Below are 26477 nucleotides of genomic sequence, written 5' to 3'. Positions count from 1 at the left end.
ATGGCCGATGTCGACAAGCGCTACCAAGTCTTCGTAAGTTCCACTTTTCGGGATTTAATTGAGGAACGCAAAGAGGTAATGCAGGCGCTCTTGGAGCTTGATTGCATCCCGTCGGGGATGGAGTTATTTCAAGCTGCAGACGAAGATCAATGGACGCTTATCAAGCGCGTCATTGATGACTGCGATTACTATATGGTTATCGTTGCTGGTCGCTATGGATCAATTGGTTCAGGTGGACTTAGTTATACCGAAATGGAGTATCGTTACGCAACCGAGCAGGGTAAGCCAGTGGTTTCTTTCCTGCACGAGGCCCCATCCAGCCTAACGGCTGAGCATACCGAGCTTGAACCCGAAGGAAGGGAGAAGCTCGCGGCTTTTCGTAAGCTGTGCGAAATGAAAATGGTCAAATATTGGAACGGGCCTAGCGCACTCGGATCGGTCGTGAGCCGTTCAATTATTAAAGTAATTAAAGACCGTCCGGCTGTGGGATGGATACGAGGATCTGCTGTAACCAGCGACGAAGCAAACAGAGAAATTCTTCGTTTGCGCCAATTAATTGACAAGCTCGAAGCAAAAGTTCGCGGCAGTGCTACGTCTCGCCCTGAGGGAGCAGAGGCCTTGCTTCAAGACGGAGATATGATCCCAACCGAGGCAATCGTGAAGGTCGTGTCTCTGAAAAATGCATATCAAACTCAGAGCATATTCGCAGATGCGCAGGTAGCTTGGGACGATATCTGGAACAAAATAAGTCCTAGGCTGATTGAAGAAATTAGCGAAAGCGATCTAGAAGATGCTGTTGATGAGGTGTTTTCTCATGTTCTCTGGAGCACCACTACCAAGAATGATACCTTTAAAGATAGAAAGATTAAGTCAATCACATCATCAAAGGATGCCTTTCATAAGATCAAGGTTCAGCTTGTGGCGCTTGGTCTTATCATGCGTGGAGACAAAAAGCGTACTGTAAGTGACGCACAAAATTACTGGAAGCTAACCCCATACGGTGAGACAAAAATGATGTCGGCATTGGCAATGCGTAGGGCGGCGAAAAACAGCGCGCAGACGTAGTTCAGCATTTCAGGATTGTCGCCGGTGTCCTTTCACCAACGCGTGCTTCCAAGAGGAAGATCTTGTTGATCGTTGTGTAGGTACCTTCCATGTTGGATGACGATATAGCTTCGCGCCGCTGCTACAGGCATCAGCAACATCAGGTTGGGAAGAACGACTGATGCCCATGAGCTTACCAACAGCTTGAGCCGCCCGCGTCAGTCGGCCAAAACTGGATACATCAACCGCGGCCGGCAGTGGATTGGGCGCGAACGCGGCCACGACCGATTGCCTGATCAATGTGCTGGTCGCATCCACTCCCACCGTTTCTTGTCCATTGTACGAAGCTACAAAGTGCCCCTTTCGCTTCAACAAGGTGGTTGGTGAAAACGCAAGAGACACTTGATTTAGTACAAACTGCTTCGGTACCATCGTACGCGAAGCCTGAAGCACTACCCCCGCCAAGCCTTCGTCGCCTCCTCATACACCGCCGCAACTCGCTCCCGCGCCTCCTCCAGCCGCGCAATCTCCGCCCGGTGGTCGCGGTCCAGCGTCTGCCGTTCCTCCTGCAACGCCGCCAGCCGTGCCGCTAGGTCGCGTGCCGCCGCGTCATGCCGTTCCTTGGCCTGCGCGATGGCTGCTTCGGCGGCGTCGAGCGGCTTGCGGTGGGGGCGGGGGGCGGCCGGCTTGCGCTTCACGGGCTTGGGCGCCGCCGCCTTCGCCCGCGGCGCATCCGGCGGCAAAGCGGCGATCTGTTCGGCGGCGGTGCCGCGCGATCGCTTGATCACCGTGCCGGGCGCGGCCAGCGCTTCGGCGGTGAGTTCGGGATCGGTGACGATCTCCGCCACGCCGCGCGCGAACAGGTTGTGCGTCGTGCCCCAGGCGGCGAGCGCGGCCTTCTGGCTCGGCGCGGCGACATAGGCGTCGTGGAAGCCGATCGGCGTGCGGTAGACCTTCAGAATTGCCATGATCCCGTATCGCCGCAACCGCCCAGCCCGGCAATGCCGCGCACCTCGTTCACATCCCAGGCAGCCGCACCCATATCGCCCAGCATGAGTGCCCAGCCAGACCTGTTCGATGCGCCCGCGCCGGCGCTGCCCCCCGGCCTGACGTACGCGCCCGATATCCTGAACGCGGCGGAGGAAGCGGCATTGCTCACCCAGCTCGCCGATGTCGCGGTCGCCCCGTTCCGCTTCCAGGGCTGGCTCGGCAAGCGCGAGACGGCGTCGTTCGGCTGGCAATATGATTTCGACAATGCGAGCTTCGCCCCGACTGAGCCGATCCCGGATTATCTGCTACCGCTGCGCACCCGCGCCGCACGCTTTGCCGGGCTCCACGAAGACGATCTCGTCCAAGTGCTGGTCACGCGCTACGATCCGGGCGCCGGAATCGGCTGGCACCGCGATCGCCCGGTGTTCGAGCATGTCGTCGGCATCTCGCTCGGCAACGATGCCACCCTGCGCCTGCGCCGCCGCACGCCGGCGGGCTTCGATCGCGCCGCGCTGCCGCTGCCGCCGCGTTCGGTATATCTGTTGACCGGCGAGGCGCGGCACCAGTGGGAACACAGCATCGCTGCGATGCTGGTGCCGCGCTGGTCCGTCACCTTCCGCAGCCTGTCGGCGAAGGGCCGCGAGGCGCTCCGCCGACCCGCCTGATCAGGCGGACACCGCCGCCGCCTTAGCGTTGGTCTTGCTCTCGGCCATCGCCGTCAGCTTCTCGTCGGTGGCCTTTTCCTCGGCCAGCGTCTCGGCGAGCAGGGACGCGACTTCGGTATGGCCCATCTCGGTCGCCCACGCGATCAGCGTGCCGTAGCGCGTGATCTCGTAATGCTCGACCGCCTGTGCCGCCATGATCAGCGCCGCATCGAGCACCGACTTGTCGGAGACTTCGCCGATGATCTCGTTGGCTTCCTTGATGATCCCGTCGATCGCCGGGCAGGTCACTGCCTTGGCTTTCTCATCCAGGCTGGCAAACGCCCGTTCCAGCCGCGCGATCTGCCCCTCGGTCTCGGTCAGGTGCAACTCGAACCCTTTCTTGAGCGCAGGCGCGGTCGCCTTGTCGATCATCTTGGGCAATGCCTTCAGGATCTGGTGCTCGGCGTAGTAGATGTCCTGCAGCGTGTGCAGGAACAGGTCATGCAGCGTGGCGATGTCTTTACTGAACAGGCCCATAAATCGTCTCCTTGAAAGCGGTGGTTCGGATCAATCCTCGGCGGTGCCGGGTTCGGCCATCTTGCGATGCTGCTCGGCCAGGATCGCGTTCGGCGTGACGTTGGCGACCGCCGACTGGATCTTGTTCTTCACGCCCGAAACGACGCTCGCCTTGCCCGACATCAACGCATCCCAGCCGTTCTTGGCGGTATCCGCCGGGTCTTCCTTCTTGGGATCGGTGCCGACCGACGTGTCCATCATGTCGCCGCGTTCGAAGAATTCGGTGTCCGTCGGCCCGGGCATCAGGTTGGTCAGCGTGACGCCGTCCGATTCCTTGATCTCGTTCTGCAGCGCCGCGACGAAGCTGTCCACGAACGCCTTGGAGCCGTTATACACCGCCTGGAACGCACCCGGAATGTAGCCGGCGATCGAACCCGTCACCAGCACCTTGCCGTCGTTGCGCGCCACCATCTGCTTCAGCACGTGCTGCAGCAGATAGCCGGTGCCGACGATATTGGTGTCGACGACATGCTTCCACTCGGCCGGATCCTGGTCGAGGAACGCGCGCCCCAGGCCATGCCCGGCATTGGCGCACAACAGGTCGATCTGCCGCCCGCCGGCTTCCGCCAGCAGTTTGTCGACACCCTCGAAGGTCGAGAGATCGACGTCCAGCGTGCGCGCGCCGCTCGGCACGTCGGTGAACGGCGTGTCGGCGGCGAGCAGCAGGTCATAGCCGTCGGCCGCAGCCAGCTTGGCGAGTTCCAGGCCGATGCCGGTCGAGGCGCCGGTGACGATGGCGAATTTAGCCATGGTAAGTGATCCTTCTTGGCTCCCCTCCCTGGAAGGGAGGGGCTGGGGTGGGTCGGTATGGGGCAGGCGCTACGATTCCTCGTGAGCGACCCGCCGACCCCTCCCGTGCCGGGAGGGGCGAGAAATCAACGTCCGAAGCCCGGCTTCAGTACGATCTTGGTGACGTTGTTCTGGTCGTTCTTGAACATGTCATAGCCCTTGGGGGCGTCCTCCAGGTCCATGCGGTGCGAGATCAGGAAGGTCGTATCGATCTTCTCTTCCATGATCGCGTTGAGCAACGCCGGCATGTAGTGCTGGACGTGCGTCTGCCCGGTCTTGAGCGTCAGCCCCTTCTCCATGAAGGCGCCGAGCGGGAACTTGTCGACGAAGCCGCCATAGACGGCGGGCATCGAGACACGCCCACCCTTGCGGCAGGCGATGATCGCCTGGCGGATCGAATGGATCCGGTCGGTGCCGAGGAAGGTCGATGCCTTGATCTGGTCGACGATGTTGTCGACGAACAGACCGTGCGCCTCGAGGCCGACCGCATCGATCACCGCATCCGGGCCGATCCCGCCGGTCATTTCCATCAGCGCTTCATAGACCGCGCTTTCCTCGAAGTTGATCGTCTCGGCGCCGAACTTCTTCGCCAACTCCAGCCGCTTGGGGAAATGATCGATCGCGATCACGCGCTCCGCGCCCATCAGGAATGCAGACTGCACCGCAAACAGCCCGACCGGCCCGCAGCCCCACACCGCAACCGTATCACCCGGCTCGATCTCGGCATATTCCGCCGCCTGCCACCCGGTCGGCAGGATGTCCGACAGGAACAGCACCTTGTCGTCGTCCACGCCATCCGGGATGACGATCGGGCCGACATCGCTGAATGGCACGCGGACATATTCCGCCTGGCCGCCGGCATAGCCGCCGGTCATGTGGCTGTATCCGAACAAGCCGGACATCGGCTGGCCGTAGATGCTCTGCGCGATATCCTGGTTGTCGGCGGGCAGGCCGTTGTCGCACGCCGAATATTGGTGCTTGCCGCAATGATAGCAGCTGCCGCACGCGATCGTGAACGGCACGACGACGCGCTGCCCCTTCTTCAACGTCGATTTCGCGCCGACTTCGACCACTTCGCCCATGAATTCATGGCCGAGAATGTCGCCGGCCTGCATCGTCGGGATGTAATGATCGTACAGGTGAAGATCCGACCCGCAGATCGCGGTCGAGGTCACCTTGATGATGCAGTCACGCGGGTTGACGATCTCGGGGTCGTCCACCGTGTCCATGCGAACGTCGTGTTTGCCGTGCCATGCCAATGCGCGCATCAGGCGTGCTCCTCTTCGAGCTGTTTGGGGTTCATTGCGGCGGTGGCGATCTCGCCGGTTTCCATCAGCTGCTTAAAACGGCGCAGGTCGCGCCGTGCCTGGATCGCGGGTTCGCGCTGGAACAACTTGGCGATCGCCTTGCCGATCACGCCGAACGGCGGATCGTAGCTGATCGTCGAGGTGACGATCGTGCCGCGCGCACCGGCATCGCGGAAATCGATCCGTCCGCTATTGGGCACGTCGGCGCCTTCTTCCGATGTCCAGGCGATGAAGCTGTTCTCCGCTTCGTCGGTCACCACCGCATCCCATTCCACCGTCCGCCCGGCCGGTGCCTTGACCACCCAGTGCGAGCGCTTGGCGTCCAGCACCTGGATCGAGACGACATTCTCCATGAAGGTCGGCAGATTGGTGGAATCACGAAAATAGGCGAACAGTTCGGCCACCGGGCGGCGGATGGTCACGGCACGACCCACCAGATTGTCGCCTTTCGGCTCGAACGAAGTCTCGTGCTCGGCCGCATCGCGATGCTTGGATGCGGTCAGCGGCGCGTCGTCATGGGTATTGGCAACCTCGTCAGTCACGGGGCGTCCTCCGGGGTTCGAGTGATGCGGCTAAAGCGCGGAGCATCCGGGTAAGTTCCGGCGCGCCGGCCCGCCTCCACACAAATGGCGTCAGGCGCGATGCGCCACCCCGATCAGTCGGTGCGTCGGCCTAACCTGCATCAATCCTTGGGGTTTTTACCGGAACTGTTGCCGCTCCTGCCGGTTAGCAGCCAGGTCCCGCGTAGGAGTTGAAGCATGAGCCAGGCCGCACCCGTTCGCTACGATCCGTCGGTCGAACAGCTTGGCAAGGGCGAGGCGGATGCCGTCGCGCAGCTCCACGCCAGCTTTAAGTCGATCCTCGATACGACCTCTGCCGATTACGGCCATGCGGTGCGCGGCGTCCATGCCAAGGGCCACGGCATCGTCCAGGGCCGGCTGTCGGTAAAGACTGGCCTGCCGCCCGAACTGGCGCAGGGCATCTTCGCCGTGCCGTCCGATTACGAAGCGATCCTGCGTATTTCCACCGCCCCCGGCGACCTGCTCGATGACAGCGTCAGCGCACCGCGCGGCGTCGGGCTGAAGATCCTCGGCGTGCCCGGTGAGCCGCTCACCGGCGCCGAACAGGATGGCGCGCAGGACTTCCTGATGGTCAACGGCCCGACCTTCGGCGCCCCTGATCCGGCGACCTTCGCCAAGAACCTCAAGCTGCTCGCCGCCACCACCGACAAGGCGGAAGGGGCAAAGAAGGCCTTGTCCGCCACGCTGCGCGTCGTCGAAGGCGCGCTGGAAACGGTTGGGCTGAAGTCCGGGCTGATCACGCAATTGGGCGGCGCGCCCGAAGTGCATCCGCTGGGCGAGACCTATTACACGCAGACCCCGTTTCGCTACGGCGACTATATCGCCAAATTCTCGCTCGCACCGGTCTCGGCCGGGCTCACCGAATGCACCGGCGTGAAGGTCGCGGTCGCTAGCCGCCCCGATGCGCTGCGCGAGGATGTGGCCGAGACGCTGATCGAACAGGGCGGCGTGTGGGAACTCCGCGTGCAGCTGTGCCGCGATCTCGAAAAGATGCCGGTCGAGAATCCCACCATCGAATGGGACGAGAAGGACAGCCCGTTCGTCACCGTCGCCACGCTCACCGTCGCGCCGCAGGCATCGTGGACCAACGGTCTCAGCCAGGCGCAGGAGGACGCACTGTCGTTCAGCCCCTGGCACGGCGTCGTCGCGCACCAGCCGCTCGGCAGCGTCAACCGCGCGCGTCGCGAGACCTATGATTACGCCTCCGGCTACCGCGCCGATTTCAACAAATGTCCGGTTCATGCCGTGAAGATGCTCGAGGATCTGCCCGCGTGACCGCCATCAAATTGAAGCCGCTCGCCGATCAGGTGATGCTCATCACCGGTGCCAGTTCGGGCATCGGCCTGGTCACCGCACGCGCCGCCGCACGCCGCGGCGCGCGCGTCATGCTCGTCGCCCGCAACAAGCAGGCGTTGAGCGAGGCCGCCGCCGCCTTGCGCGCCGAAGGGCATCAGGCGGATTATGCCGTCGCCGACGTCGCGTCGATCGCCGACGTGCGCGAGGCGGCGACCGCGGCGGTGGCGCGGTTCGGGCGGATCGATACCTGGGTCAATTGCGCCGGCGTCACGATCTACGCCAAGCTGGTCGACACGCCCGAGGACGAACATCAGGCGCTGTTCCAGACCAATTATTTCGGCGTCGTCCACGGCTCGCTGATCGCGATCCAGCACCTCCAGGAACATGGTGGCGCGTTGATCACCGTCGGCTCGATCGCCAGCGACATCCCCTCGCCGATCATGGGCGCCTACGCCGCCTCCAAGCATGCGACAAAGGGCTTTACCGAGTCGCTGCGCATCGAGATCAACGCGGACATGCTGCCGATATCGGTCACCTTGATCAAGCCGGCCGGCATCGACACGCCGATCGCCCAGCACGCCGCCAATCATCAGGAAGGCGAGGCACTGATCCCGCCCTCGGTCTATGCGCCGGAGCTCGTCGCCGACGCGATCCTCAGCGCAGCGGTCAAGCCGCAGCGCGCGATCACCGTCGGCGGTGTCGGGCGGCTGCAGGTCCTGTTCGGCGAACATTTCCCCGGTCTTCTGGCCAAGTTCGGCGGCCTCGCCATGCCGATGCTGCAGGACAGGAACTTGCCCAAGACGCCCGGTTCCAACCTCCATGCGCCGATGCCGGATGGCGCGGAGCGTTCCGAGAACCAGCTCGGACGCCCGGTCAGCATCTATGCCGTGGCGCGCAAGCCTGCGGTCACGCTCGGCCTGCTTGGCCTGGCCGTCGCCGGGATCGGCGCCGCCGCACTCACCCGCCGCGCACAGACTTCACCCAAAGGAAAACGACATGACCGATAGCACCAGACGTGATGTCCTGAAGGCCAGTGCCGTCACCGGCGCGGGGCTCGCCGCCGCACCGGTCCTGGCACAGGGTGGCGCCGCGGGCGCCCGCCCGATGATGACCGATCCACAGACGAAATACCCGACCGATCCGTTCCCCGAACAGCGCCAGAAATGGCCTGCCTTGCAGCGCGAGATGAAGCCGGTGCCGGATTCGGGCGAAGCCAGCTATCGCGGCTCCGGCCGGCTGCAGGGCCGCAAGGCGCTGGTCACCGGCGGTGATTCGGGCATCGGCCGCGCCGCCGTCATCGCCTTCGCGCGCGAGGGCGCGGATGTCGCGATCAACTATTACCCGACCGAGGAACCGGACGCGCAGGACGTCGCGCGGCTGCTGCGCGCCGAGGGGCACAAGATCGTGCTCATCCCCGGCGACCTGACGGACGAGAAGTTCTGCAATCAGCTGATCGCGCGCGCCAACAAGGAACTGGGCGGGCTCGACATCCTGGTCAACAACGCCGCCTATCAGCAGTCCAAGGCCTCGATCGCCGAGATCACCGTCGAACAGTTCGATCGCACGATGAAGACCAACGTCTATGCGCTGTTCCACCTGTGCAAGGCGGCGATCCCTTTGATGAAGCCGGGTGCGGCGATCATCAACACCGCCTCGGTCAACTCGTTCAACCCCGAACCCGAATTGCTCGATTACGCCTCGACCAAGGGCGCGATCGCGATGTTCACCAAGGGCCTGGCCAAGCAGGTCGCCAAGCAGGGCATCCGCGTCAACGCCGTGGCGCCCGGCCCGGTCTGGACCCCGCTCCAGGTCGCCGGCGGCCAGCTGCCCGGCAAGATGGGCGAATTCGGCCAGGACACCCCGCTCGGCCGCGCCGGCCAACCCGCCGAACTCGCCGCGCTCTACGTGACGCTCGCCGATCCCGGCGCCAGCTTCACCACCGGCAGCGTGTTCGGCGCCAACGGCGGCACCGGCACGATCTGACGCGCGTGGGGATCTCCTTTCCCCCGCACCAACTGTTCCCCGGCGAAGGCCGGGGAACATTCGCACAACCGTAGTTGCGCGCAAACGCTAGCTACAAAGGCCCGTCCGCTCGGTGCCCGCCCGTCGTAAGAGCGTCTAGCAACCAAAGCGTCACCCCGGACTTGTTCCGGGGGATACCTCCAGGAGATCCGAACCACCTTCCTGTACCCCAGGGGCCAGTAAGGCGACGAGCCCGCCCGATCAGTAAGCGCGCGCCACCGCGAATTCGACTGCCTCGATCATCGCGTCCTTGGCTTGCCCACCGGCAAAGCCGCCCAGCGCATCGATCGCGCGCTGGGCATAATGCCGCGCCCGCGCCAGCGTGTCGTCGATCGCGCGCGTTGACTTGATCAGCGCCACTGCCTGCTCGAAATCGGCCTCGCCCGCACGATGTCCCTCCATCGCGGCTTTCCAGAACACCCGGTCCTCGGCGGTCCCGCGCGCATAGGCCAGGATCACCGGCAGCGTCGCCTTGCCCTCGCGGAAGTCGTCGCCGGCATCCTTGCCCATCGTGCCCGCATCCGAGACATAGTCGATCGCATCGTCGACCAGCTGGAACGCGATGCCCAGGTTGCGCCCATAGGCGTCCAGCGCAGCTTCCTCCGCCTCGGGCCGCTCCGCCACCACCGCCGCGATCCGGCACGCGGCGGCAAACAGTGCCGCGGTCTTCGCGCCGATAATGTCGAGATAGCGCTCTTCGCTCGTCTCCACCCGCCTGGCCGCGGTCAGCTGGTTCACTTCGCCCTCGGCGATCACCGCGGAAGCATTGGACAGGATCTTCAGCACCTTCAGCGATCCATCCTCGACCATCAGCTCGAAGCTGCGGCTGAACAGGAAATCGCCCACCAGCACGCTCGCCGGATTGCCCCAGATCAGGTTCGCTGTGCGCTTGCCGCGGCGCAGGTCGCTGCCGTCGACCACGTCGTCGTGCAGCAGGGTCGCCGTGTGGATGAACTCCACCGCCGCGGCCAGCCGGTAATGCCGGTTGCCGGTATAGCCGAGCAGCCGCGCGCTCGCCAACGTCAGCATCGGCCGCATCCGCTTGCCGCCGCCGGCGATCAGATGCCCGGCGAGCTCCGGGATCAACGGGATCTGCGATTGCATGCGGTCCAGGATCGCCGCGTTGACCATGTTCATGTCGCCCGCCACCAGCCGGACCATAGGGTCCAGCGAGGGCGGCGTGTCGCGCGCGTCGAGGCGGTGGATGGTGGCGCTCATCGTGCACGCCATGTGGCCGGGTGCGCCCACAAAGGCAAGGCTTTCGGGCTTGCGCAAGCACGATAGCGCCCGCAAGAAGGCGCCGATTTGCGTGCCCGAGGAGCAACCCAGTGAGCGACGAGACCTTGCGCGGTTATCGCCAGAGCATCGACAATATCGATGCGGCGTTGGTCTTCCTGCTCGCCGAGCGCTTCAAGGTGACGCAAGCGGTCGGCCGCCACAAGGCGACAAGCGGCCTGCCCGCCGCCGATCCCGGCCGCGAGGAAGCCCAGATCGCCCGCCTCCGCGGCCTGGCGCGCGACGCCAACCTCGATCCCGAATTCAGCGAGAAGTTCCTGCGCTTCATCATCGACGAGGTGATCCGCCACCACGAACGCCTGGCGGCCGGGGACTGACGCGCGGCGCCTATACAACCCCGTTGGTGTGCCCGTCACCCTCGCCCCCCAAAACCGTTCGTGCCGAGTAGAGACCGAGTAGGCCAAAGGCCGTATCGAGGGCTCGTATCGAAGCACAGTTGGAGCGAGCGCACCCCTGTCCTTCGATACGCGTCTTCGACAAGCTCAGCCGCTACTCAGGACGAACGGACGGGATCAACCATCCCCCCGAACCACCGCCGCCCCCCGCGCCACCGCCCGCGCATCCGCCGCCGCATTCACCCCCCGCCGCGCCGCCTGGCGCTCGACCCGCTCGATCTTGCGCAGGATGCTCGCCCGCACCGTCTCCATGCACGGCGCCTTGGCCAGAGCCCCCGGCGGATTGCCCACGCCGTGCACCTGGTGCCGGTGCAGCCGCAGCAGCTGCAGCGCCTCCTCCACCGTCATCTTCGGCATCGCCGTCTCGAACGCGATCTCCGTCTCGGCGCCGGTGTCGGGCGAACACATCGCGCCCAACTGCGCCACCAAGGCTCCCTCCACCCGCGCATAGCCCAGCGCCAGCGCCGCATCCCAGCGCACGCCGAACGCCGGCCAGCGCTGGCGGTGGGCATAGGCCGATACCGGCGTCAGTCCGACATGCGCGCACGCCGCCTTCACGTTGCAGCAACTGGCCAGCGCATCCAGGAAGCGCGCCTCGATCCGCGGCGTCCATTGCTTGAGCCGCGCGCGCGCGATCTGCGTCCGCCGCCCATTCCCCGCCCGCACCACCAGCTCCTCGCCCCCCACCGAGCGCCAGCCCCGCGGCGGCAGCATCCCGTCCCCGACCGCACCCCCGTCGGCGCCCGAGCCCGCAGCCCCGTTAGCGCCCGAGCCTGCACCCCCGCTGGCGGCCGAGCCCACACCCCCGTCCGCGCCCGAGCCCACACCCCCGTTCGTCCTGAGCCTGTCGAAGGACGCCTTGAACGTCGCCACCGCCGCCTCCAGCTCAGCCTTGAACGCCGGGTCGGTCGCCCGGTGCAGCGTCACCCAGGATGCCGACACCTTCGCCCGCTCCGCCGCCAACGTCCGGTTCCCCGTCTCCGCCACCGCCGCCATGAAAGCGGCACGCCGCGCGGCTGAAGTCTTTGCGCTCATCGGGTCTGTTCCATCGGGGCTCGTGACAGGAACGGATCAGATATGCCGGAACGGGGTCTGTAGGACAGGTGGGTGTTCAAATTGTAGGAAGCTACAGGAGTAAGCGGGAGCAACGCACTCAAACCGATGATCGCGGGATCGACCTTGCACATGCTCAGCGTGCCGGACCCTCCCGCGCGACAAGGCTGCCTCGATAGGCAATCATGCTCGCGATCGCAGACACCACGGTCACCGCCGCATTGACCGCCGAGACGGTCCAGTCGTCATCATGCCAGATATCGATGGCAAGGCTTGCCCCGGAAGCCAGGCAGGCAAGTGCCAGCACCGCTTTCCAACTTCGCACATAGAAGGGTTCGAACGCGGTCAGCCCGTTCACCCACCAAGCCATCGGCAGCATCAACGCCCAATACAGCGGGTTGGCGCGCGCTTCATACTGGCTTCCGCTAACCAGGATCATGCTGACCGAAACGGTGGCCGCCACCAACGCAATGGCCGTCAGGATACCGGCGATGCCCGAGCGTCGATCCTTCCGGAGGCGCTGCCAATATATCGGATCCCGGCGGATCATGTCCGCCCCACGCGATCAGCGATGTCACGCCTCCCAGGTCCCTCGCGACCGGCCATCACCCGCTGCTCCAAGCTTAGATCGTTCGCGTGGTGATCGTGGCGGCACAGCGGCGCGCGCATGTCGTGGTCAGGTGAACGCTGGCGGACCAGCCCTGCCAATCGCCGCGGCACATCAGATCGGGCTCGGCCGATCGTTCCAACCGATCAGGCACGGCAAGGCCCAGCGCGACATGCCATGGTGTGAATGTCTCGCTCGGCTCGCCCCACTATGAACGTCCGGCTGGCACTCGCCGGCATCGTGCCATCGAGATCGACCGTCTCGACAGGACCGGCTGCGTCCGCCGAAAACCCCGCTCTTGCCACCACCTCGCGGAGCAAAACCCGGGGGCCGGGTGGGGCGCTGATCGAGAACGCGGATTGATGATGATATGCCCAGGCGGCACCAATCGCGGCCAGCGCGACAATCGCCGCCGGAGCCCACAAGACCCTCACGTGCAGCAATCGAGCGGGTTGCGATCGGCGTCCTGCATCAACGTGCATCGCGGCATTCCATCTCGGCTATCGTCGCGCCACCGGGCATCGCAAGCGTAATGGCGGGCCCCGATATGTCAAAGGCGCGACCAAGCAAGAGAGAACTTGTCCGGTGTCCACGGCCGCTTTAACAAGGAAGACTGAGCGGCAGGAGGACCAACCATGGCTGCACCGCATGCGCATCTCAGGCGCCGCTTCCCGCCCCGCTCGATCGCCATCCTGCCACTCGCAATACTCCTGCTAGCCCGGCGGCCGCCGGATGGCTGTACGCGAACCGCCAGTTCGTCCGCTTTACGCCGTTCGAGCAGGACGCCGGCGACCTGCTGCGGCAACTGATCGCCGACTCCAGGCTGCCGGTAGCGCAAGCGAGTGCCATGGATCGGCTGCCGGCGGATGGGACCCAGCCCGACACCGCGACGCGCACTCTGCTCATCCCCGCAACGGCAGACACCGTGCGGGCCGGCTTCCGGCGCGCGTGCCGGCACGCCGGTCTCGGCGCCCCGGACGCCATGACGATAGGATCGGATCCGGACGCGCTATGCGCCGGCGCCTGGCACGGCGGCATGGCCATGGTCAGCGTCCACCTACGCTGCGCGCGCACGTGCCGCGCCGACGTCTCGGTCTACCACTTCTGGTTCTGAGCCCAGATGCGGTGCGCTGCCGGTCAAATAGCCTGGCGCCCCCGTCAGTCCGCCACCGACACCTCATACGTCGTGCCGCCAGTGCCGATCGGATAGATCGACGCGGACGCCCCGCCTTCGACATACAGCACCTTGCCGCCGGGCATGCCCGCGACGAAGCTGCGCTCGACCGCGTCGAGCCGCGCCCATCGGCCAAGCCGTTCGAGCTCGCCCCGGCCCATCATCCTGGCCGTCACGCCCGCACAGGGCTCCTCCCAGAAGATGCTCTCGGGCGCGCGGCCGGCATAGACGAAGTTCACTACGCACACCCCGCCGTCGCCAAGGCGGCGGTCCGTCGTGCCGATCACCCGCGACGCGACCCGATGGCCCGCGTTTGTGGGGGCGGGCGCCGGAACGCCCGAACGGCGCGCCGCCGCCTGTCCCGCAACCTTGGTCATCATGGTGTCCGCCGGCACGGTAGCCGCCGAGCAAGCCGACGCGATGCCCAGGCAGAGTGAAGCCGCCGCCCAGACCGCGCGCCGCCTGGTCGCGTGCGGCCGATCGAACCCCGTCATCATCGCCGTGCACCCGGTCGTCGGCGCCGTCGGCAAAGCCCTCGCATGCGCCATCGCTCCTCCCACAATGCCAGTGATCCGCTCGAACAACATGGTCAGGCCTTTCGCTGATGGAGGATGTCGCCGATCGCCAGGACGCAAAAGCCAAAGCCCAGGACGAACAGCAGGATCGGCGCCGCCCATACTGCGCCGATGGCGTCGATCGAGGCGGTGCCGCGCGGATCGTCGGCGCGGTACAACACCGTGACCGGGTCGCCGACCTTATAGCCGGCGATCCAGCCATTCTGTGGATAGCTGACGGTTTGCCGCGTGGCGGTGCGGAAGGTGATCTGGGGATGGCCGCCGCCGGCGCGCAATGCCGATACCACGCCCGGCGCCCGGATGGCCTGGCGGACGAACTGGCGATCGTCGGTCGCGAGCATCGCGGCGCCGACGATCAGCATGAGCCCGACGATCAGGAAGAAAGCGCTTTTCATCGTCATCCCCCATCCTGGCCCCACCCCGGGGTCCTCGCCTTCTACAATGGCCTGCCGATCTCGGCCACAGCCGCATCGCACCCCCATCGCGCCGCGCCGATCCCCACCGCTGCCATGCGCGATCCGACCCCCGGTCGTGCACCCCCGTTCGTGCCCGATCACCCCGTCGATGCGCGAACCACCCACGGCCGCGGCACCCCCCGGTCGGTGCCCGAGCCCGCATCCCGTTAGCGCCCGAGCCCACACCCCCGTTGACGCCGGAGCCCACACCCCCGTTCGTCCTGAGCCTGTCGAAGGACGCCTTGAACGTCGCCACCGCCGCCTCCAGCTCGGCCTTGAACGCCGGGTCGGTCGCCCGGTGCAGCGTCACCCAGGATGCCGACACCTTCGCCCGCTCCGCCGCCAATGTCCGGTTCCCCGTCTCCGCCACCGCGGCCATGAACGCGGCACGCCGCGCGGCCGAAGTCTTTGCGCTCATCGGCTCTGTTCCTTGGGCTGGTGACAGGAGCGGATCAGATATGCCGGAACGGGGTCTGTAGGACAGGGGAGCGTTCGGATTGTAGGAAAGCCAAGGTTGCGCAAAGAGTTGCACAGCCCGGCCGAAGACTTATATCTAGTGCGTTCGTCGGGGGGTTATCTGCCCGTAATTATCTGCCGGACGCTGCCCCATTGAGGCGACGGCATGTCGAGCAAATCCGCCCCCAATCCACAAATCAACGTCGTATTGTTCGTCTGGTTATCCAAAAAGGCGTTGCGCAGGTATGGGTAGGTTTCGCCTACGATGATGATCGCGCCAAATGCTTTTCCAGCGAGGCGTTGATAGCTTTGCACAGGCGTTCAAAGCGCGCCTCACTTTCCGCCGGTAAGGACCGACGCGGGGTCTGTTGCCATCTTTTGCAGGAACAGCCTTGTCGGGCGAGTTTTGTGGAAGTCTATGGCCAGCGTGTCGAACGCCATTTCGACGCGGCGGGCGATGCGGGGAACGTGGGCATTCAATTCCCGCGTCTTACCCTTCAATTCCTTGGCGTAAGCTTCGCGCACAAGAGCTTCGTAAACCGCCGGTTCCAAGATATCTTCAATGTCAGCTTCGGAAGGTGGCATTTCGAATGCTTCGCTTGCAAATATCACGTTGTCCGAACGGATAAGTTTACCTTTGACTAGATCGTCGCGGGTCGCTTTCGCATCATTTTCGTCATCAAACAGAACAAGCACTTTCAGTTGTTCCGATGTTAGCAACGCGACCATGTAATGAACTTGTTGCGCGCCACCGGCGGGCGTGATTGTAAGGCGTTCATCAAGACCGGTTTTGCCTTGGTCGTTGAGATGCGCCGATACCGCCGACAAAACCCAAAAATCTGTGACCCCTTCAACGACTAAGTTGTTCGGGCCAATGAATAGACTTTGGGCAAGGTCGTATCCTAGTGCGGCCTGCAACGGAAAGAGAGTGCGCGCATCGCCGGTAGGGTCGTTTGACACCGTAGTGCCAGCTTCTTCGGCAATGTTAACGGTTCGCACCCAATCCAGTTGATGCGTTGGCACCATGAACGGGGAATGCGTCGTAAATACGATTTGATTGGCGAAGTCGTCTTCAAGATGACGAAGCAAGTCGCCTTGCGATCGCGCGTGAAGATATAAGCCTGGTTCGTCCAGCAGTAGAATAGCGCCTTCGGCTTCACCGTCTTCGGTATCTGCGGCAAAGACGACGTAAAACGCGAAAAACCACTGAAAGCCACGACTTCTTTCGTCAAGATTTACTTCAACGTCATACGTGCTGTTAGGATCGGATATAAGTGTTTCGAAGTGCTGTCCGTCAAGATTGAAGCGAACCTTCAATTCTCGGTCTTTCCAACGCTTGCGGATCGCGGTTGTCACTACGGAGCCGGCGCGATTGGCCAACTGCCCACGTGTTTCTTGATCATTCTGTTGAAGAAGGGTTTGAAGTTGATCGGGGCTTAGGCCAGCAACCTTGCATAGCTTTTCAAAGTTTACGTCTGCTGCCGTTGGCGTTCCTGCGCTCTTGCGTTGAAGGAACTGCGTAATGTCCTGTTGACCCTTGATTTCGGGATAGTCTTCAAGGAACATAAACTTCGGAATGCGTTCGATAATCCACCCACGCGCGTTCGTGTGGGCTTCCTCGTTTCCGGGGATCGCTTCGGCCATTTCCTCAAGCGCGACAATTTTTTGATCCTGCGCTTCCGTAAGTTCGGTATCAGCCGTTGCTAACGCTTGTCGAAGCGCAGCAAGGGCCGGCGTTGCCGACGCCGCCCATTTCGCGGCGTTTAGACCGAACCCGATCGCGGCTAAGAATGCGTCCGAAGCGCGCTCTAATTCGACCTTGGCGTCGTCTGTTAGCTTGGACGCTTTCGCCTTGACCGCTGCGTCAATTTTCCGCGCGTCTGTTTTGATAGCGGCTAGATCGAAAGAGCCTTCCGGCACGTCAATGCCAACGTAACGTTTCGTCCCGTAGTGGCGCCCGACAGTCACCTCCGATACGCCTTGGGCAGCGGGCCAAATTTCGGCGATGTGCTTCTGTTCAAAGGCGGACAACTGCCACGTCGAGTCAACGACCGGCGTGTTGTCGCTGCACTCCGATAGCCTCCGATGCCGGGGGAAGTCTTTGATTGGGCTAAGCGCCTTAAATCCATCCGCCGGGTTCAGGCTATGCAGCGCACGGAGTACGTTGGATTTGCCGCTTTCATTTCGCCTTAGCAGCGCCGTTATGCGGGATACTTCGATTTCGCCGCTATCATTGATCGAACGAAAATTGCGAACGCGGAATGATTTGAGTTCCATCGACTCCCCCCTTTGGGATGCGACGATAACCCGTTCGATTAATGTTCTCAATAGAGTGCGCCGACCGATCTAGTCGTCGCTACGTAGAACGCTTTGACAGAGCGTTCCGCCGTCGCGGTAGGTCGCCATCCCGACCGCCCGCCCATGACCTACCGGCGCGGTCCCGAAGGGCGGCTTGTTCGCTAAGTCATTTAGAAAATGGTGCTTCCGGTGAGGATTGAGCTCACGACCTCAGCACTACCAAAGGCAGGGTTAGGTTGGTTCGCGAGGGCCCGATCGCTCAAGCTTGCGCTTCGTCCCCGCTTGCTGCCTTCGATTGTTCGCGCGGCTCACAAAAAAACGGCCCGGTGTCGCCACCGGGCCGCTCTTTCTCTCCGCCTAGGCGAGATCGCTTAGTCGCGATCGCCCGTCAAGAACGCCGGGGCGAATTCGGGTGCCGGACCCTCATCCTTGCCGCCTTCGCTGCGCGGGGCACGCTCGCCGCCATCGCGACGTGGGCCACGGCCGCCGTCACCGTCACGGCGCGGACCGCGGGGACCGCGATCGCCACCGTCACGGCCACCGCCGCCGTCGCCACGTGGGCCACGGCCGCCGTCGCCGTCACGACGCGGACGGTCGCCGCGCGGGCGGTCGCCGCCTTCGCGCGGTTCACGCGCGGGCCGCGTGTCTTCCAGCTCGGCACCGGTCTCCTGGTCGACGACGCGCATCGACAGGCGCACCTTGCCGCGCGGGTCGATCTCGAGGACCTTGACCTTCACGGCCTGACCTTCGCTCAGCACGTCGGTGACCTTCTCGGTCCGCTCGTTGCGGATTTCGGAAACGTGGACGAGCCCGTCCTTGCCGCCCATGAAGTTCACGAACGCGCCGAAATCGACCATGTTGACGACCTTGCCGTCATACACCTTGCCGACTTCCGCTTCCTCGACCAGGCCCTTGATCCACTTGATCGCGGCCTCGATCTGCGCCGGGTCGGACGACGACACCTTGATCACGCCCTCGTCGTCGATGTCGACCTTGGCGCCGGTCTGCGCGACGATCTCGCGGATCACCTTGCCGCCGGTGCCGATCACTTCGCGGATCTTCGACTTGTCGATCGTGAAGCTTTCGATGCGCGGGGCGTGTGCCGACAGTTCCTCGCGCGTATGGTCCAGCGCGCGCGCCATCTCTTCCAGGATGTGCGCGCGGCCTTCCTTGGCCTGTGCCAGCGCCTTGCCCATGATCTCCTCGGTGATGCCGGCAATCTTGATGTCCATCTGCATCGTGGTGATGCCCTCGGACGTGCCGGCGACCTTGAAGTCCATGTCGCCCAGATGATCTTCGTCACCCAGGATGTCGCTGAGCACCGCGAAGTTCTTGCCTTCCAGGATCAGGCCCATCGCGATGCCCGATACCGGGCGCTTCAGCGGCACGCCGGCATCCATCATCGACAGCGAACCGCCGCACACCGTCGCCATCGACGAGGAGCCGTTGCTCTCCGTGATGTCGCTGAGCACGCGGATCGTGTACGGGAAGTCCTCCTTCGACGGCAGCACCGGGTGCAGCGCGCGCCAGGCAAGCTTGCCATGGCCGACTTCGCGGCGGCCCGGCGCGCCGAAGCGGCCGACTTCACCGACCGAGTAAGGCGGGAAGTTGTAGTGCAGCATGAAGTTTTCGTACGTCAGGCCCGACAGGCCGTCGATCATCTGCTCGGCGTCGCGCGTGCCGAGCGTTGTCGTGCAGATCGACTGCGTCTCGCCGCGCGTGAACAAGGCCGAGCCGTGCGTGCGCGGCAGGAAGTGCACCATCGCCTCGATCGGGCGGATCTGCGTGGTGGTGCGGCCGTCGATGCGCGTACCATCCTTCAGGATCGCGCCGCGGACGATTTCCGCTTCCAGCTTCTTGACCAGCTTGCCCGCGGCCATCTGGTCCTGCGGCGCCGCATCGGCGAACGCTTCCTTGGCCTTGTGGCGGGCGGCACTCAGCAGGTCCGACCGCTTGGACTTGTCGGTCACCTTGTAGGCGGCGGCAATGTCCTTGCCGATCAGCTTCTTGAGCTTGTCCTTGGCGGTCGAGAGATCAGCCTGCTCGGCCATCTCCCAAGGCTCCTTGGCGGCCTGCTCGGCCAGATCGATGATCAGGTTGGCGGCTTCGGTGCACGCCTTGTGCGCGAACTGCACCGCGCCCAGCATCACCTCTTCCGACAGCTCCTTGGCCTCGGACTCCACCATCATCACCGCGCCCGGCGTCGCGGCGACCACTAGGTCGAGATCGCCGTCCTTCGCCTGCTCATGCGTAGGGTTCAGGATATACTCGCCATCGATGTAACCAACCCGAGCCGCCCCGATCGGCCCCATAAACGGCACGCCGCTGATGGTCAGCGCAGCCGAAGCCGCCACCATCGCAAGCACGTCCGGCTCATTCTCCCCATCATAGGACAGAACCTGGCAAATAACGTTAATCTCGTTATAAAACCCCTCCGGAAACAAAGGCCGAATCGGCCGATCGATCAGGCGGCTGGTCAGCGTTTCCTTCTCGGTCGCACCGCGCTCACGCTTGAAGAAACCACCGGGGATGCGGCCGGCGGCGCTGTACTTTTCCTGATAATGGACGGTGAGCGGGAAGAAATCCTGGCCCTCCTTCACGGTGCGTGCGGCGGTCACGGCGCACAGCACGACGGTTTCGCCTAGGGTCGCCAGCACGGCGCCATTGGCCTGGCGCGCAACGCGGCCGGTTTCCAGCGTCAGCGTCTTGCCGCCCCATTGGGCGCTTACGGTCTTGGTATCGAACATGTGTTTTCCTTCAACGCCATTCGCCAGATGCGAATGGGGCCTATCTGCAGGCTAAGCCGGCCTGCGCGGTTTCGGGCCTGTCGTGGCCCTGCTTGGCCATCGCCGCCGAATTGCGGGATGGCGAAAGAGGTAAATGCGAAAACGGCGCCCGAAGGCGCCGTTCCCGTCGTCGCTAGGTTACTTGCGCAACCCGAGCTTGGCGATCAGATCGGTATAGCGCTGGCCCTCGGTCTTGCGGAGGTAATCCAGCAGCGAACGACGCTTGTTGACCATCATCAGCAGCCCGCGGCGCGAATGATTGTCCTTCTTGTGCGTCTTGAAATGCTCGGTCAGGTTGCGGATACGCTCGGTGAGGATCGCGACCTGGACTTCGGTGGAACCGGTATCGCCTTCGGCGCGACCATGGTCCTTGACGAGCGCGTCCTTGCGCTCTGCGGTAATCGTCATGTGTTCTCGTCCTTCGACATCGGTTACAGATTGAAGCCACGAACGACGCGAACCTCGTGGTTCTGAACCTCTACCAAGGCAACGGGACTTTCATCCAGCAGCGCAAAATATTGGCCATCGTCTGCGGCGATCCCGATCAACACCCGCCCCTGTCGGAGCAGCCCTGCCTGATCGGGAGCAAGAGGAAGGGCCGGGATGTCGTCCAGCGCCGCCCTCAAGGGCAGGAGTTTGTCTTCTAGCGCGCGTGCCTTACCGCTTTCGGCCAGAATGTCCAGCGATATCGCGGATCCGAGCGTGAACGGACCGGCCTTCGAACGGCGGAGCATGGTGACGTGGCCGACCGTATTTAGCGCGATCGCGATGTCGCGTGCGAGGCTGCGGATATAGGTGCCCTTGGAGACGTGGGCGGTGAGGGTGATCTCCTCCAGCGTCCGGCCCGCTCCATGGTCACCCCTGCGAAGGCTGGGGTCTCGTGCGGGAGTAGGCGCGCTTTCCCCAGGGAGATCCCAGCCTTCGCTGGGATGACGGACGGTGAGGGCATGAATCACAACCGATCGGCTCGCCAGCACCACCTCTTCGCCCGCGCGCGCCAGATCGTAAGCGCGTTGACCATCCACCTTCAGCGCGGAATAGGCTGGAGGCACCTGCTCGATCAGACCGGTGAGGCGCGGCAGCACTGCTTCGATCGCCGCCAGCGTCGGCCGCACCTCACTGGACGCGATCTCCTTGCCCTCGAGATCCAGCGTATCCGTCTGCACGCCAAACCGCACGGTGAACTCATACACCTTGTCGCTGTCGAGCATCCGCCCCGCCAGCTTGGTCGCCTCGCCGATCGCGATCGGCAGCACGCCGGTCGCTAGTGGATCGAGCGTGCCGCCATGGCCGACCTTGAACTTGCCATAGCCGCCGTCGCGCAGCGCGCGCTTCACCGCAGACACGCCTTGCGTCGAGCCAAGCCCGAGGGGCTTGTCGAGGATGATCCAGCCATGCATCGCGGTCAGGCCCTGATCGTACCGGCAAGCGCTTCGTTGAAGTGCCGGCGGCACAGCGCGACGTACCGATCATTGCCGCCAATCTCGGTCTGCCGCCCCTCGGTAACCGGCATGCCCGATTCATCGAGCCGCAAGTTCATTGTCGCCTTGCGCCCGCACATGCAGACCGATTTGATCTCGACCAACGAATCGGCAATCGCCAGCAGCCGCGCGGAACCCTCGAACAATGCGCCCTGGAAATCTGTGCGTAATCCATAAGCAAGCACTGGAATGCCGTGCACGTCGGCAAGGGTTGCCAGCTGATCCACCTGTTCGGCGGTTAGAAATTGCGCTTCGTCGACCAGCACGCACGCCGGCGGCGCTTCGCCTTCGCGATGCACGATCGCGAGCAGATCGGTATCCCGTTCGAACGCGATCGCGTCCTCGCGCAGGCCGATGCGGGAGGTGATGGTGCCGGGTGCGAAGCGGTCATCGATCGCGGCGGTGAACAACACGGTGCGCATGCCGCGCTCGCGATAATTGAAGTCGGCTTGCAGCAGGTTGGTCGATTTGCCCGCATTCATCGAGGCATAATAGAAATAGAGCTTGGCCATCAGGCTTGCGCGTCGTCCGCGTCTTCGGCGGCATTCAAGTCGCGCGCGACCTTCGGCGTACGCAACAATTGCTCGATATGGCTGCCCTCGTCAAAGCTCTCGTCGGGCACGAACTTGAGCTTGGCGGCATATTTCATGCTGATCCGGTTGGCGCATTCGCGCTGCAGATAAGCGGTGTTGGTGCGTAATGCCTTGAGCACCGCTTCCTCGTCCTTGCCCAGCAACGGCTTCACGAACACCGTCGCGTGGCGCAGGTCTGGCGACATGCGCACTTCCGTCACGGTCACCATGTGCTTGGCGAGTGTCTCGTCATGCACGTCGCCGCGCGCAAGGATGTCGCTCAGCGTGTGACGCATCTGCTCGCCGACGCGCAGCAGGCGCACGACGCGGGTTTCGGGTGTGTCGTTGGAGCGCATTCACGTCATCCTGTCGCTGCCCCGGCGCGATGCCGGGGCAGCGTATGGGTCAAAGCGTCCGTTCGCGCAGTTCGACTTCGAACGTCTCGAGGAAGTCGCCCGGTTTGATGTCGACGAAGTTCGACGTGAACGTCACGCCGCACTCGAGACCGGCCCGAACTTCTGCAACATCGTCCTTGAAGCGGCGTAAACTTGCGATCTCGCCCTGGTAGATGATGACATCCGCCCGGGTGATACGTGCCTTGAGCGCCTTGCGGATGATGCCCTCGGTAACCAGCAGGCCGGCCGCCTTGCCGTGCTTGCCGGCCGAGAAGACCTCGCGGATTTCGGCGCGGCCGACGACCGTCTCGAAAGCCTCTGGGCCAAGCTCGCCTGCCATGCCGGCGCGGATCTCGTCGGTCAGCGTGTAGATCACGTCGTAATATTTGAACGCGACCTTCTGCCGCTCGGCGATCTCGCGCGCCTTGGCGTTGGGACGGACGTTGAAGCCGATGATCGGCGCGCCGCTGGCACCGGCCAACGTCACGTCGCTCTCGGTGATCCCGCCGACGCCCGAATGCAGCACGCGGGCCCTGATCAGGTCGGTGGAGATCTTGTTGATCGCATTGACGATCGCCTCGACCGAACCCTGCGTATCGGCCTTGACCACCAGCGGATATTCGATCGCCTGCTTTTCCTTGAGCGCACTGAACATGCTCTCGAGGCTTGCAGGACCGGTCGAGGTCCGCTTGCTGGTCATCACGCCCTGACGGTATTCCGCGACTTCGCGGGCACGCGCCTCGTTCTCGACCACCGACAGCGGATCGCCCGCGCGCGGCACGCCCGACAGGCCCAGCACTTCGACCGGAAGCGAGGGACCCGCTTCCTTGATCTGCTGACCCTTGTCGTTGGTCATCGCGCGAACCTTGCCGCTCTCGCCGCCGACGACGATGATATCGCCGACCCGCAGCGTACCGCGGTTGACCAGGATCGTCGCGACCGGACCGCGGCCCTTGTCGAGCTTGGCCTCGATCACGGTGCCTTCGGCAGCACGATCGGGGTTGGCCTTCAGTTCGAGCAGTTCGGCCTGCAGCTGGATCTTCTCGATCAGTTCGTCGAGCCCGGTCTTCTGCAGCGCGGAGACTTCCACGTCCTGCACGTCACCAGACATCTCCTCGACGATCACTTCGTACTGCAGCAGTTCCTCGCGGACCTTCTGCGGATTGGCACCGTGCTTGTCGACCTTGTTGATCGCCACGATCATCGGCACGCCGGCCGCCTTGGTGTGGTTGATCGCCTCCACCGTCTGCGGCTTGATGCTGTCGTCCGCCGCCACGACCAACACGACGATATCCGTCACGTTGGCGCCGCGCTGGCGCATTTCGGTGAACGCTTCGTGGCCGGGCGTGTCGAGGAAGGTGATCTTCGACTTGTCCTTCAACGTCACCTGATAGGCGCCGATATGCTGCGTGATGCCGCCGGCTTCGCCGCGCACCACATCGGTGCCGCGCAACGCATCGAGCAGCGAGGTCTTGCCGTGATCGACATGGCCCATGATCGTGACGACTGGCGGCCGCGGGGTCGCATTCTCATCCGCCTCGACATCGCCATCGATCGCCAGATCGATATCAGAATCACTGACGCGGACGATGTTGTGGCCGAATTCGGTCACCAACAGCTCGGCCGTATCCTGATCGATCGTCTCGGTCAGGGTGACGGGCATGCCCAGCTTGAACAGCGTCTTGACCAGGTCCGCGCCCTTCTCGGCCATGCGGATGGCGAGTTCCTGCACGGTGATCGCTTCCGGCACGGCAACGTCGCGGATCTGCTTGGCCTGCGCCTCGCGCGGGCCGCCGAGACGACGGTTTTCCTTCTCGCGGGCACGCTTCAGCGCGGCGAGCGAACGCGCACGCGCACCGTCGCCATCGTTGAGCGCACGATTGACCGTCAGCTTGCCGCCGCGACGTTCGTCGCCGGTGCGGGCACGCGACGGCTGCTGCGGACGCTGCAGCGTCTCGCCGGCCCGCTTGATCGGGCTGCCAGGGGCAGCCGCCGTGGCAGGCGTAGCGGCGCTGACCGGAGCCGTCTCTTCGGGCTGCGCGACCGGCGCGGGTGCGGGCTTCGGCCGCTCTGGGCGGGGCACGGGCGTGAAGCGTCGCGGTGCCGGCATGCTCGGATCGAGGCCGAACATCGTCGGGGCCGGGGGTGCAGGCGGCGCGGCAGGCGGTGGTGCCGGCGCTGCAACAGGGGCAGGCGCAGGCGTCGGCGCAACAACGGCAGCAGGCGCTTCCGCGACGACGGGCGCAGGCTCGGCAGCGGGTGCGGCCGCTTCCGCGACCGGCGCAGGCGTCGGCTCGACCGGCTGTGCCACCGGCTGCGGTGCAGGCTCGGGGGCGGCAGGCGAGTCCGCGGCATCGCCGGCGCGACGTGCTTCCTCGGCCCGGCGGCGTGCTTCTTCAGCGGCCTCGACGCGCTCGCGCTCTTCGCGGCGACGCGTTTCCTCCAGCGCGTTCATGCGCGATTCGTCTGCCTCACGCAGCAGCTTCTGCTGCAGTTCCTGGCGCGACAACAGGGAATTGGCGGGCGAGACCGGCGCGGGCGCAGGGCGCGGCGGTGCGACCGGCGCCGCAGGTGCGGCGACGGGTGCAGCCGCTTCCTCGACCGGCGCTTCGGGCGCTCCGCCGGGTCCCAGGATACGGCGGCGCTTCACTTCCACGACCACGGTGTTCGACCGGCCATGGCTGAAGCTCTGCTTCACCTGGCCCGTCTCGACCGTGCGCTTCAGCCCCAGCGGCGCGCGCATGCCCAGTTTCGGCTTTTCGTTGTCGGTATCGCTCACTCGAATTCCTCGTAATCTTCGGTCGAATTTGCATCCGCGTGCCGGGGGGACGCCGATGCGCCCTGCGAGGCCGTTTCGCAAGGCGTGGGTAATGGGTCAGGGCCGATGAAATGCAGCCAGCGATCGAGCGCTTCGCGCACGCGCTTGGCCGCATCGGGATCAGTCAGGCCGATATGTACCACATTCTGCCTGCCTAGTGCCACGGCCAATATGGTGCGCGACACCGGCAGAACCAAGCCCCTGCGATCGCTACCTTCTTCGTCGTTGCCGACGCGCCAGGCCTGATCGAGCTTGCGGTTGCCATCGGCGCCCGCATCGCAGGCGTGGAGCAGCAGATGAAGCTTGCCGGATCGCGCCGCAGTCTCGATCTTCTCGGCGCCGCTGAACAGCCCGCCGGAGCGCGATTCGAGCCCGAGCCGGTCGAGTGCCGCACGTTCCAGTGCGGCTTCCAGCTTGTCGGCGAGATCGGCAGGGATGCCGATCGGCCCGGTCTTGAACGCGCGGGCAAGCGCGCCTTTCAGCTTGCCCTTGGCGATCGCCGTTTCCAGCTCGGCCTTGGTCACGCCGATCCACGCCCCACGCCCGGGGGCCTTGGCGCGGACATCGGGGAAGACGTCGCCATCCGGGCTGAGCGCGAGCCGCACCAGCGCGGCACGCGGTGCGCGATCGCCGAGCAGGATGCAGCGGCGCACCGGCTCCTTGGGCTCGCGCGACGCGGCGCGGGTGTCTGGGCGGGGATCTGTGGTCGTGGTCATGCGGCCCTCTCCCCAACCCCAAACGTCACCCCGGGCTTGACTCGGGGTCCCGCTTCTTCGCTCCCCAGGAAGCTGGACCCCGGCTCAAGGCCGGGGTGACGAACGAAGGATCCATCAGTCTGTGCGGACCCGACAAGCGTCGGGCGCGCGG

26 protein-coding genes are annotated in these 26477 nt (G+C 64.4%); 8 read left to right on the top strand and 18 right to left on the bottom strand.

Annotated elements, in window-relative coordinates:
• Complete coding sequence (locus NV382_RS12485; protein WP_260597066.1) at positions 1-1065, top strand: DUF4062 domain-containing protein; 1065 nt, start codon at positions 1-3, stop codon at positions 1063-1065.
• A 431-nt stretch (positions 1066-1496) separates the two neighbouring features.
• On the opposite strand, the gene NV382_RS12480 is transcribed toward NV382_RS12485, so the two are convergent.
• Positions 1497-2015: a hypothetical protein gene (locus NV382_RS12480; protein WP_418066796.1), complete on the bottom strand. Its 519-nt coding sequence runs from the start codon at positions 2013-2015 to the stop codon at positions 1497-1499.
• A gap of 81 nt (positions 2016-2096) precedes the next feature.
• Between NV382_RS12480 and NV382_RS12475 the strand changes: the two genes are divergently transcribed.
• Positions 2097-2699 carry an alpha-ketoglutarate-dependent dioxygenase AlkB gene (locus tag NV382_RS12475; protein WP_260597064.1) on the top strand — a complete coding sequence of 201 codons (603 nt, stop codon included), beginning with the start codon at positions 2097-2099 and terminating at the stop codon, positions 2697-2699.
• Here the strand turns inward: NV382_RS12475 and NV382_RS12470 are convergent, their stop codons facing one another.
• The 4 genes from NV382_RS12470 to NV382_RS12455 form a co-directional block, all read right to left on the bottom strand.
• Positions 2700-3215, bottom strand: a complete 516-nt coding sequence (locus tag NV382_RS12470) for a YciE/YciF ferroxidase family protein (protein WP_260597063.1) — start codon at positions 3213-3215, stop codon at positions 2700-2702. It lies immediately after the preceding gene.
• 30 nt (positions 3216-3245) lie between these two features.
• A complete protein-coding gene (locus tag NV382_RS12465) occupies positions 3246-4004 on the bottom strand; it encodes an SDR family NAD(P)-dependent oxidoreductase (RefSeq protein ID WP_260597062.1) in 759 nt (252 codons plus the stop codon).
• A 125-nt stretch (positions 4005-4129) separates the two neighbouring features.
• Positions 4130-5311 carry a zinc-dependent alcohol dehydrogenase gene (locus NV382_RS12460; protein WP_260597061.1) on the bottom strand — a complete coding sequence of 394 codons (1182 nt, stop codon included), beginning with the start codon at positions 5309-5311 and terminating at the stop codon, positions 4130-4132.
• On the bottom strand, positions 5311-5892 hold the full coding sequence (locus NV382_RS12455) for an SRPBCC family protein (protein ID WP_260597060.1): 582 nt from the start codon (positions 5890-5892) through the stop codon (positions 5311-5313). Before NV382_RS12455 ends, NV382_RS12460 begins: the two co-directional genes overlap by 1 nt.
• Before the next feature lie 216 nt (positions 5893-6108).
• Between NV382_RS12455 and NV382_RS12450 the strand changes: the two genes are divergently transcribed.
• From NV382_RS12450 to NV382_RS12440, 3 genes are read left to right on the top strand one after another with little or no spacing between them, the layout of a single operon-like run.
• Positions 6109-7206: a catalase family protein gene (locus NV382_RS12450; RefSeq protein WP_260597059.1), complete on the top strand. Its 1098-nt coding sequence runs from the start codon at positions 6109-6111 to the stop codon at positions 7204-7206.
• Entirely contained in the window at positions 7203-8234 is a 1032-nt protein-coding gene (locus tag NV382_RS12445) for an SDR family oxidoreductase (RefSeq protein ID WP_260597058.1), read from the top strand. The genes NV382_RS12450 and NV382_RS12445 overlap by 4 nt, the downstream gene beginning before the upstream one ends.
• Positions 8224-9210 (top strand): SDR family oxidoreductase, encoded by a 987-nt coding sequence (locus tag NV382_RS12440; protein WP_260597057.1) that lies wholly within the window; start codon positions 8224-8226, stop codon positions 9208-9210. The genes NV382_RS12445 and NV382_RS12440 overlap by 11 nt, the downstream gene beginning before the upstream one ends.
• 240 nt (positions 9211-9450) lie before the next feature.
• Here NV382_RS12440 and NV382_RS12435 read toward each other — a convergent pair whose 3' ends face one another.
• Positions 9451-10467, bottom strand: coding sequence for a polyprenyl synthetase family protein (locus NV382_RS12435; protein ID WP_260597056.1), 1017 nt, complete (start codon positions 10465-10467; stop codon positions 9451-9453).
• 110 nt (positions 10468-10577) lie between these two features.
• Between NV382_RS12435 and NV382_RS12430 the strand changes: the two genes are divergently transcribed.
• Entirely contained in the window at positions 10578-10862 is a 285-nt protein-coding gene (locus NV382_RS12430; protein ID WP_260597055.1) for a chorismate mutase, read from the top strand.
• Between the two features lie 195 nt (positions 10863-11057).
• Here NV382_RS12430 and NV382_RS12425 read toward each other — a convergent pair whose 3' ends face one another.
• Positions 11058-11975, bottom strand: coding sequence for a hypothetical protein (locus tag NV382_RS12425; RefSeq protein ID WP_260597054.1), 918 nt, complete (start codon positions 11973-11975; stop codon positions 11058-11060).
• 154 nt (positions 11976-12129) lie between these two features.
• Positions 12130-12543 (bottom strand): hypothetical protein, encoded by a 414-nt coding sequence (locus tag NV382_RS12420; protein WP_260597053.1) that lies wholly within the window; start codon positions 12541-12543, stop codon positions 12130-12132.
• Positions 12544-13447: 904 nt separating this feature from the next.
• Between NV382_RS12420 and NV382_RS12415 the strand changes: the two genes are divergently transcribed.
• Positions 13448-13714, top strand: a complete 267-nt coding sequence (locus tag NV382_RS12415; protein ID WP_260597052.1) for a hypothetical protein — start codon at positions 13448-13450, stop codon at positions 13712-13714.
• A 44-nt stretch (positions 13715-13758) separates the two neighbouring features.
• Here NV382_RS12415 and NV382_RS12410 read toward each other — a convergent pair whose 3' ends face one another.
• Together NV382_RS12410 and NV382_RS12405 are read right to left on the bottom strand one after the other, a co-directional pair.
• Positions 13759-14322 (bottom strand): hypothetical protein, encoded by a 564-nt coding sequence (locus NV382_RS12410; RefSeq protein ID WP_260597051.1) that lies wholly within the window; start codon positions 14320-14322, stop codon positions 13759-13761.
• Between the two features lie 41 nt (positions 14323-14363).
• Positions 14364-14744 (bottom strand): DUF3592 domain-containing protein, encoded by a 381-nt coding sequence (locus tag NV382_RS12405; RefSeq protein ID WP_260597050.1) that lies wholly within the window; start codon positions 14742-14744, stop codon positions 14364-14366.
• Positions 14745-15046: 302 nt separating this feature from the next.
• Here NV382_RS12405 and NV382_RS12400 point away from each other — a divergent pair, with 302 nt between their 5' ends.
• Complete coding sequence (locus NV382_RS12400; RefSeq protein WP_260597049.1) at positions 15047-15283, top strand: hypothetical protein; 237 nt, start codon at positions 15047-15049, stop codon at positions 15281-15283.
• Positions 15284-15593: 310 nt separating this feature from the next.
• Here the strand turns inward: NV382_RS12400 and NV382_RS12395 are convergent, their stop codons facing one another.
• From NV382_RS12395 to NV382_RS12360, 8 genes are all read right to left on the bottom strand, one after another.
• A complete protein-coding gene (locus NV382_RS12395; protein ID WP_260597048.1) occupies positions 15594-17537 on the bottom strand; it encodes an AAA family ATPase in 1944 nt (647 codons plus the stop codon).
• A 392-nt stretch (positions 17538-17929) separates the two neighbouring features.
• Complete coding sequence (pnp, locus tag NV382_RS12390) at positions 17930-20305, bottom strand: polyribonucleotide nucleotidyltransferase (RefSeq protein ID WP_260597047.1); 2376 nt, start codon at positions 20303-20305, stop codon at positions 17930-17932.
• Positions 20306-20482: 177 nt separating this feature from the next.
• Complete coding sequence (gene rpsO / locus NV382_RS12385) at positions 20483-20752, bottom strand: 30S ribosomal protein S15 (RefSeq protein WP_260597046.1); 270 nt, start codon at positions 20750-20752, stop codon at positions 20483-20485.
• A 23-nt stretch (positions 20753-20775) separates the two neighbouring features.
• Positions 20776-21744, bottom strand: coding sequence for a tRNA pseudouridine(55) synthase TruB (gene truB, locus NV382_RS12380; RefSeq protein ID WP_260597045.1), 969 nt, complete (start codon positions 21742-21744; stop codon positions 20776-20778).
• Positions 21745-21749: 5 nt separating this feature from the next.
• Positions 21750-22337: a thymidine kinase gene (locus NV382_RS12375; RefSeq protein ID WP_260597044.1), complete on the bottom strand. Its 588-nt coding sequence runs from the start codon at positions 22335-22337 to the stop codon at positions 21750-21752.
• The gene (gene rbfA / locus NV382_RS12370; RefSeq protein ID WP_260597043.1) at positions 22337-22753 is read right to left on the bottom strand and encodes a 30S ribosome-binding factor RbfA; all 417 of its coding nucleotides are present in this window, start codon (positions 22751-22753) and stop codon (positions 22337-22339) included. The genes NV382_RS12375 and rbfA overlap by 1 nt, the downstream gene beginning before the upstream one ends.
• 49 nt (positions 22754-22802) lie before the next feature.
• Positions 22803-25571: a translation initiation factor IF-2 gene (infB, locus tag NV382_RS12365; RefSeq protein ID WP_260597042.1), complete on the bottom strand. Its 2769-nt coding sequence runs from the start codon at positions 25569-25571 to the stop codon at positions 22803-22805.
• Positions 25568-26326 (bottom strand): DUF448 domain-containing protein, encoded by a 759-nt coding sequence (locus NV382_RS12360; protein ID WP_260597041.1) that lies wholly within the window; start codon positions 26324-26326, stop codon positions 25568-25570. The genes infB and NV382_RS12360 overlap by 4 nt, the downstream gene beginning before the upstream one ends.
• Between the last annotated feature and the right edge of the window lie 151 nt (positions 26327-26477).

Origin of the sequence: Sphingomonas endolithica (assembly GCF_025231525.1) — a bacterium.
GTDB classification, from domain to species: Bacteria; Pseudomonadota; Alphaproteobacteria; order Sphingomonadales; family Sphingomonadaceae; genus Sphingomonas; species Sphingomonas endolithica.
Note: the sequence above shows the minus strand (reverse complement) of the source record. Positions and strands in the feature narration are given on the sequence as shown.

Bases quoted from the DNA above. Each gene is read 5' to 3' on its own strand.
- NV382_RS12485 (WP_260597066.1), top strand. From the start codon at position 1: ATGGCCGATGTCGACAAGCGCTACCAAGTCTTCGTAAGTTCCACTTTT.
- NV382_RS12475 (WP_260597064.1), top strand. From the start codon at position 2,097: ATGAGTGCCCAGCCAGACCTGTTCGATGCGCCCGCGCCGGCGCTGCCC.
- NV382_RS12470 (WP_260597063.1), bottom strand. From the start codon at position 3,215: ATGGGCCTGTTCAGTAAAGACATCGCCACGCTGCATGACCTGTTCCTG.
- NV382_RS12465 (WP_260597062.1), bottom strand. From the start codon at position 4,004: ATGGCTAAATTCGCCATCGTCACCGGCGCCTCGACCGGCATCGGCCTG.
- NV382_RS12460 (WP_260597061.1), bottom strand. From the start codon at position 5,311: ATGCGCGCATTGGCATGGCACGGCAAACACGACGTTCGCATGGACACG.
- NV382_RS12450 (WP_260597059.1), top strand. From the start codon at position 6,109: ATGAGCCAGGCCGCACCCGTTCGCTACGATCCGTCGGTCGAACAGCTT.
- NV382_RS12440 (WP_260597057.1), top strand. From the start codon at position 8,224: ATGACCGATAGCACCAGACGTGATGTCCTGAAGGCCAGTGCCGTCACC.
- NV382_RS12435 (WP_260597056.1), bottom strand. From the start codon at position 10,467: ATGAGCGCCACCATCCACCGCCTCGACGCGCGCGACACGCCGCCCTCG.
- NV382_RS12425 (WP_260597054.1), bottom strand. From the start codon at position 11,975: ATGAGCGCAAAGACTTCAGCCGCGCGGCGTGCCGCTTTCATGGCGGCG.
- NV382_RS12420 (WP_260597053.1), bottom strand. From the start codon at position 12,543: ATGATCCGCCGGGATCCGATATATTGGCAGCGCCTCCGGAAGGATCGA.
- NV382_RS12415 (WP_260597052.1), top strand. From the start codon at position 13,448: ATGGATCGGCTGCCGGCGGATGGGACCCAGCCCGACACCGCGACGCGC.
- NV382_RS12410 (WP_260597051.1), bottom strand. From the start codon at position 14,322: ATGGCGCATGCGAGGGCTTTGCCGACGGCGCCGACGACCGGGTGCACG.
- NV382_RS12405 (WP_260597050.1), bottom strand. From the start codon at position 14,744: ATGAAAAGCGCTTTCTTCCTGATCGTCGGGCTCATGCTGATCGTCGGC.
- NV382_RS12395 (WP_260597048.1), bottom strand. From the start codon at position 17,537: ATGGAACTCAAATCATTCCGCGTTCGCAATTTTCGTTCGATCAATGAT.
- pnp (WP_260597047.1), bottom strand. From the start codon at position 20,305: ATGTTCGATACCAAGACCGTAAGCGCCCAATGGGGCGGCAAGACGCTG.
- rpsO (WP_260597046.1), bottom strand. From the start codon at position 20,752: ATGACGATTACCGCAGAGCGCAAGGACGCGCTCGTCAAGGACCATGGT.
- truB (WP_260597045.1), bottom strand. From the start codon at position 21,744: ATGCATGGCTGGATCATCCTCGACAAGCCCCTCGGGCTTGGCTCGACG.
- NV382_RS12375 (WP_260597044.1), bottom strand. From the start codon at position 22,337: ATGGCCAAGCTCTATTTCTATTATGCCTCGATGAATGCGGGCAAATCG.
- rbfA (WP_260597043.1), bottom strand. From the start codon at position 22,753: ATGCGCTCCAACGACACACCCGAAACCCGCGTCGTGCGCCTGCTGCGC.
- NV382_RS12360 (WP_260597041.1), bottom strand. From the start codon at position 26,326: ATGACCACGACCACAGATCCCCGCCCAGACACCCGCGCCGCGTCGCGC.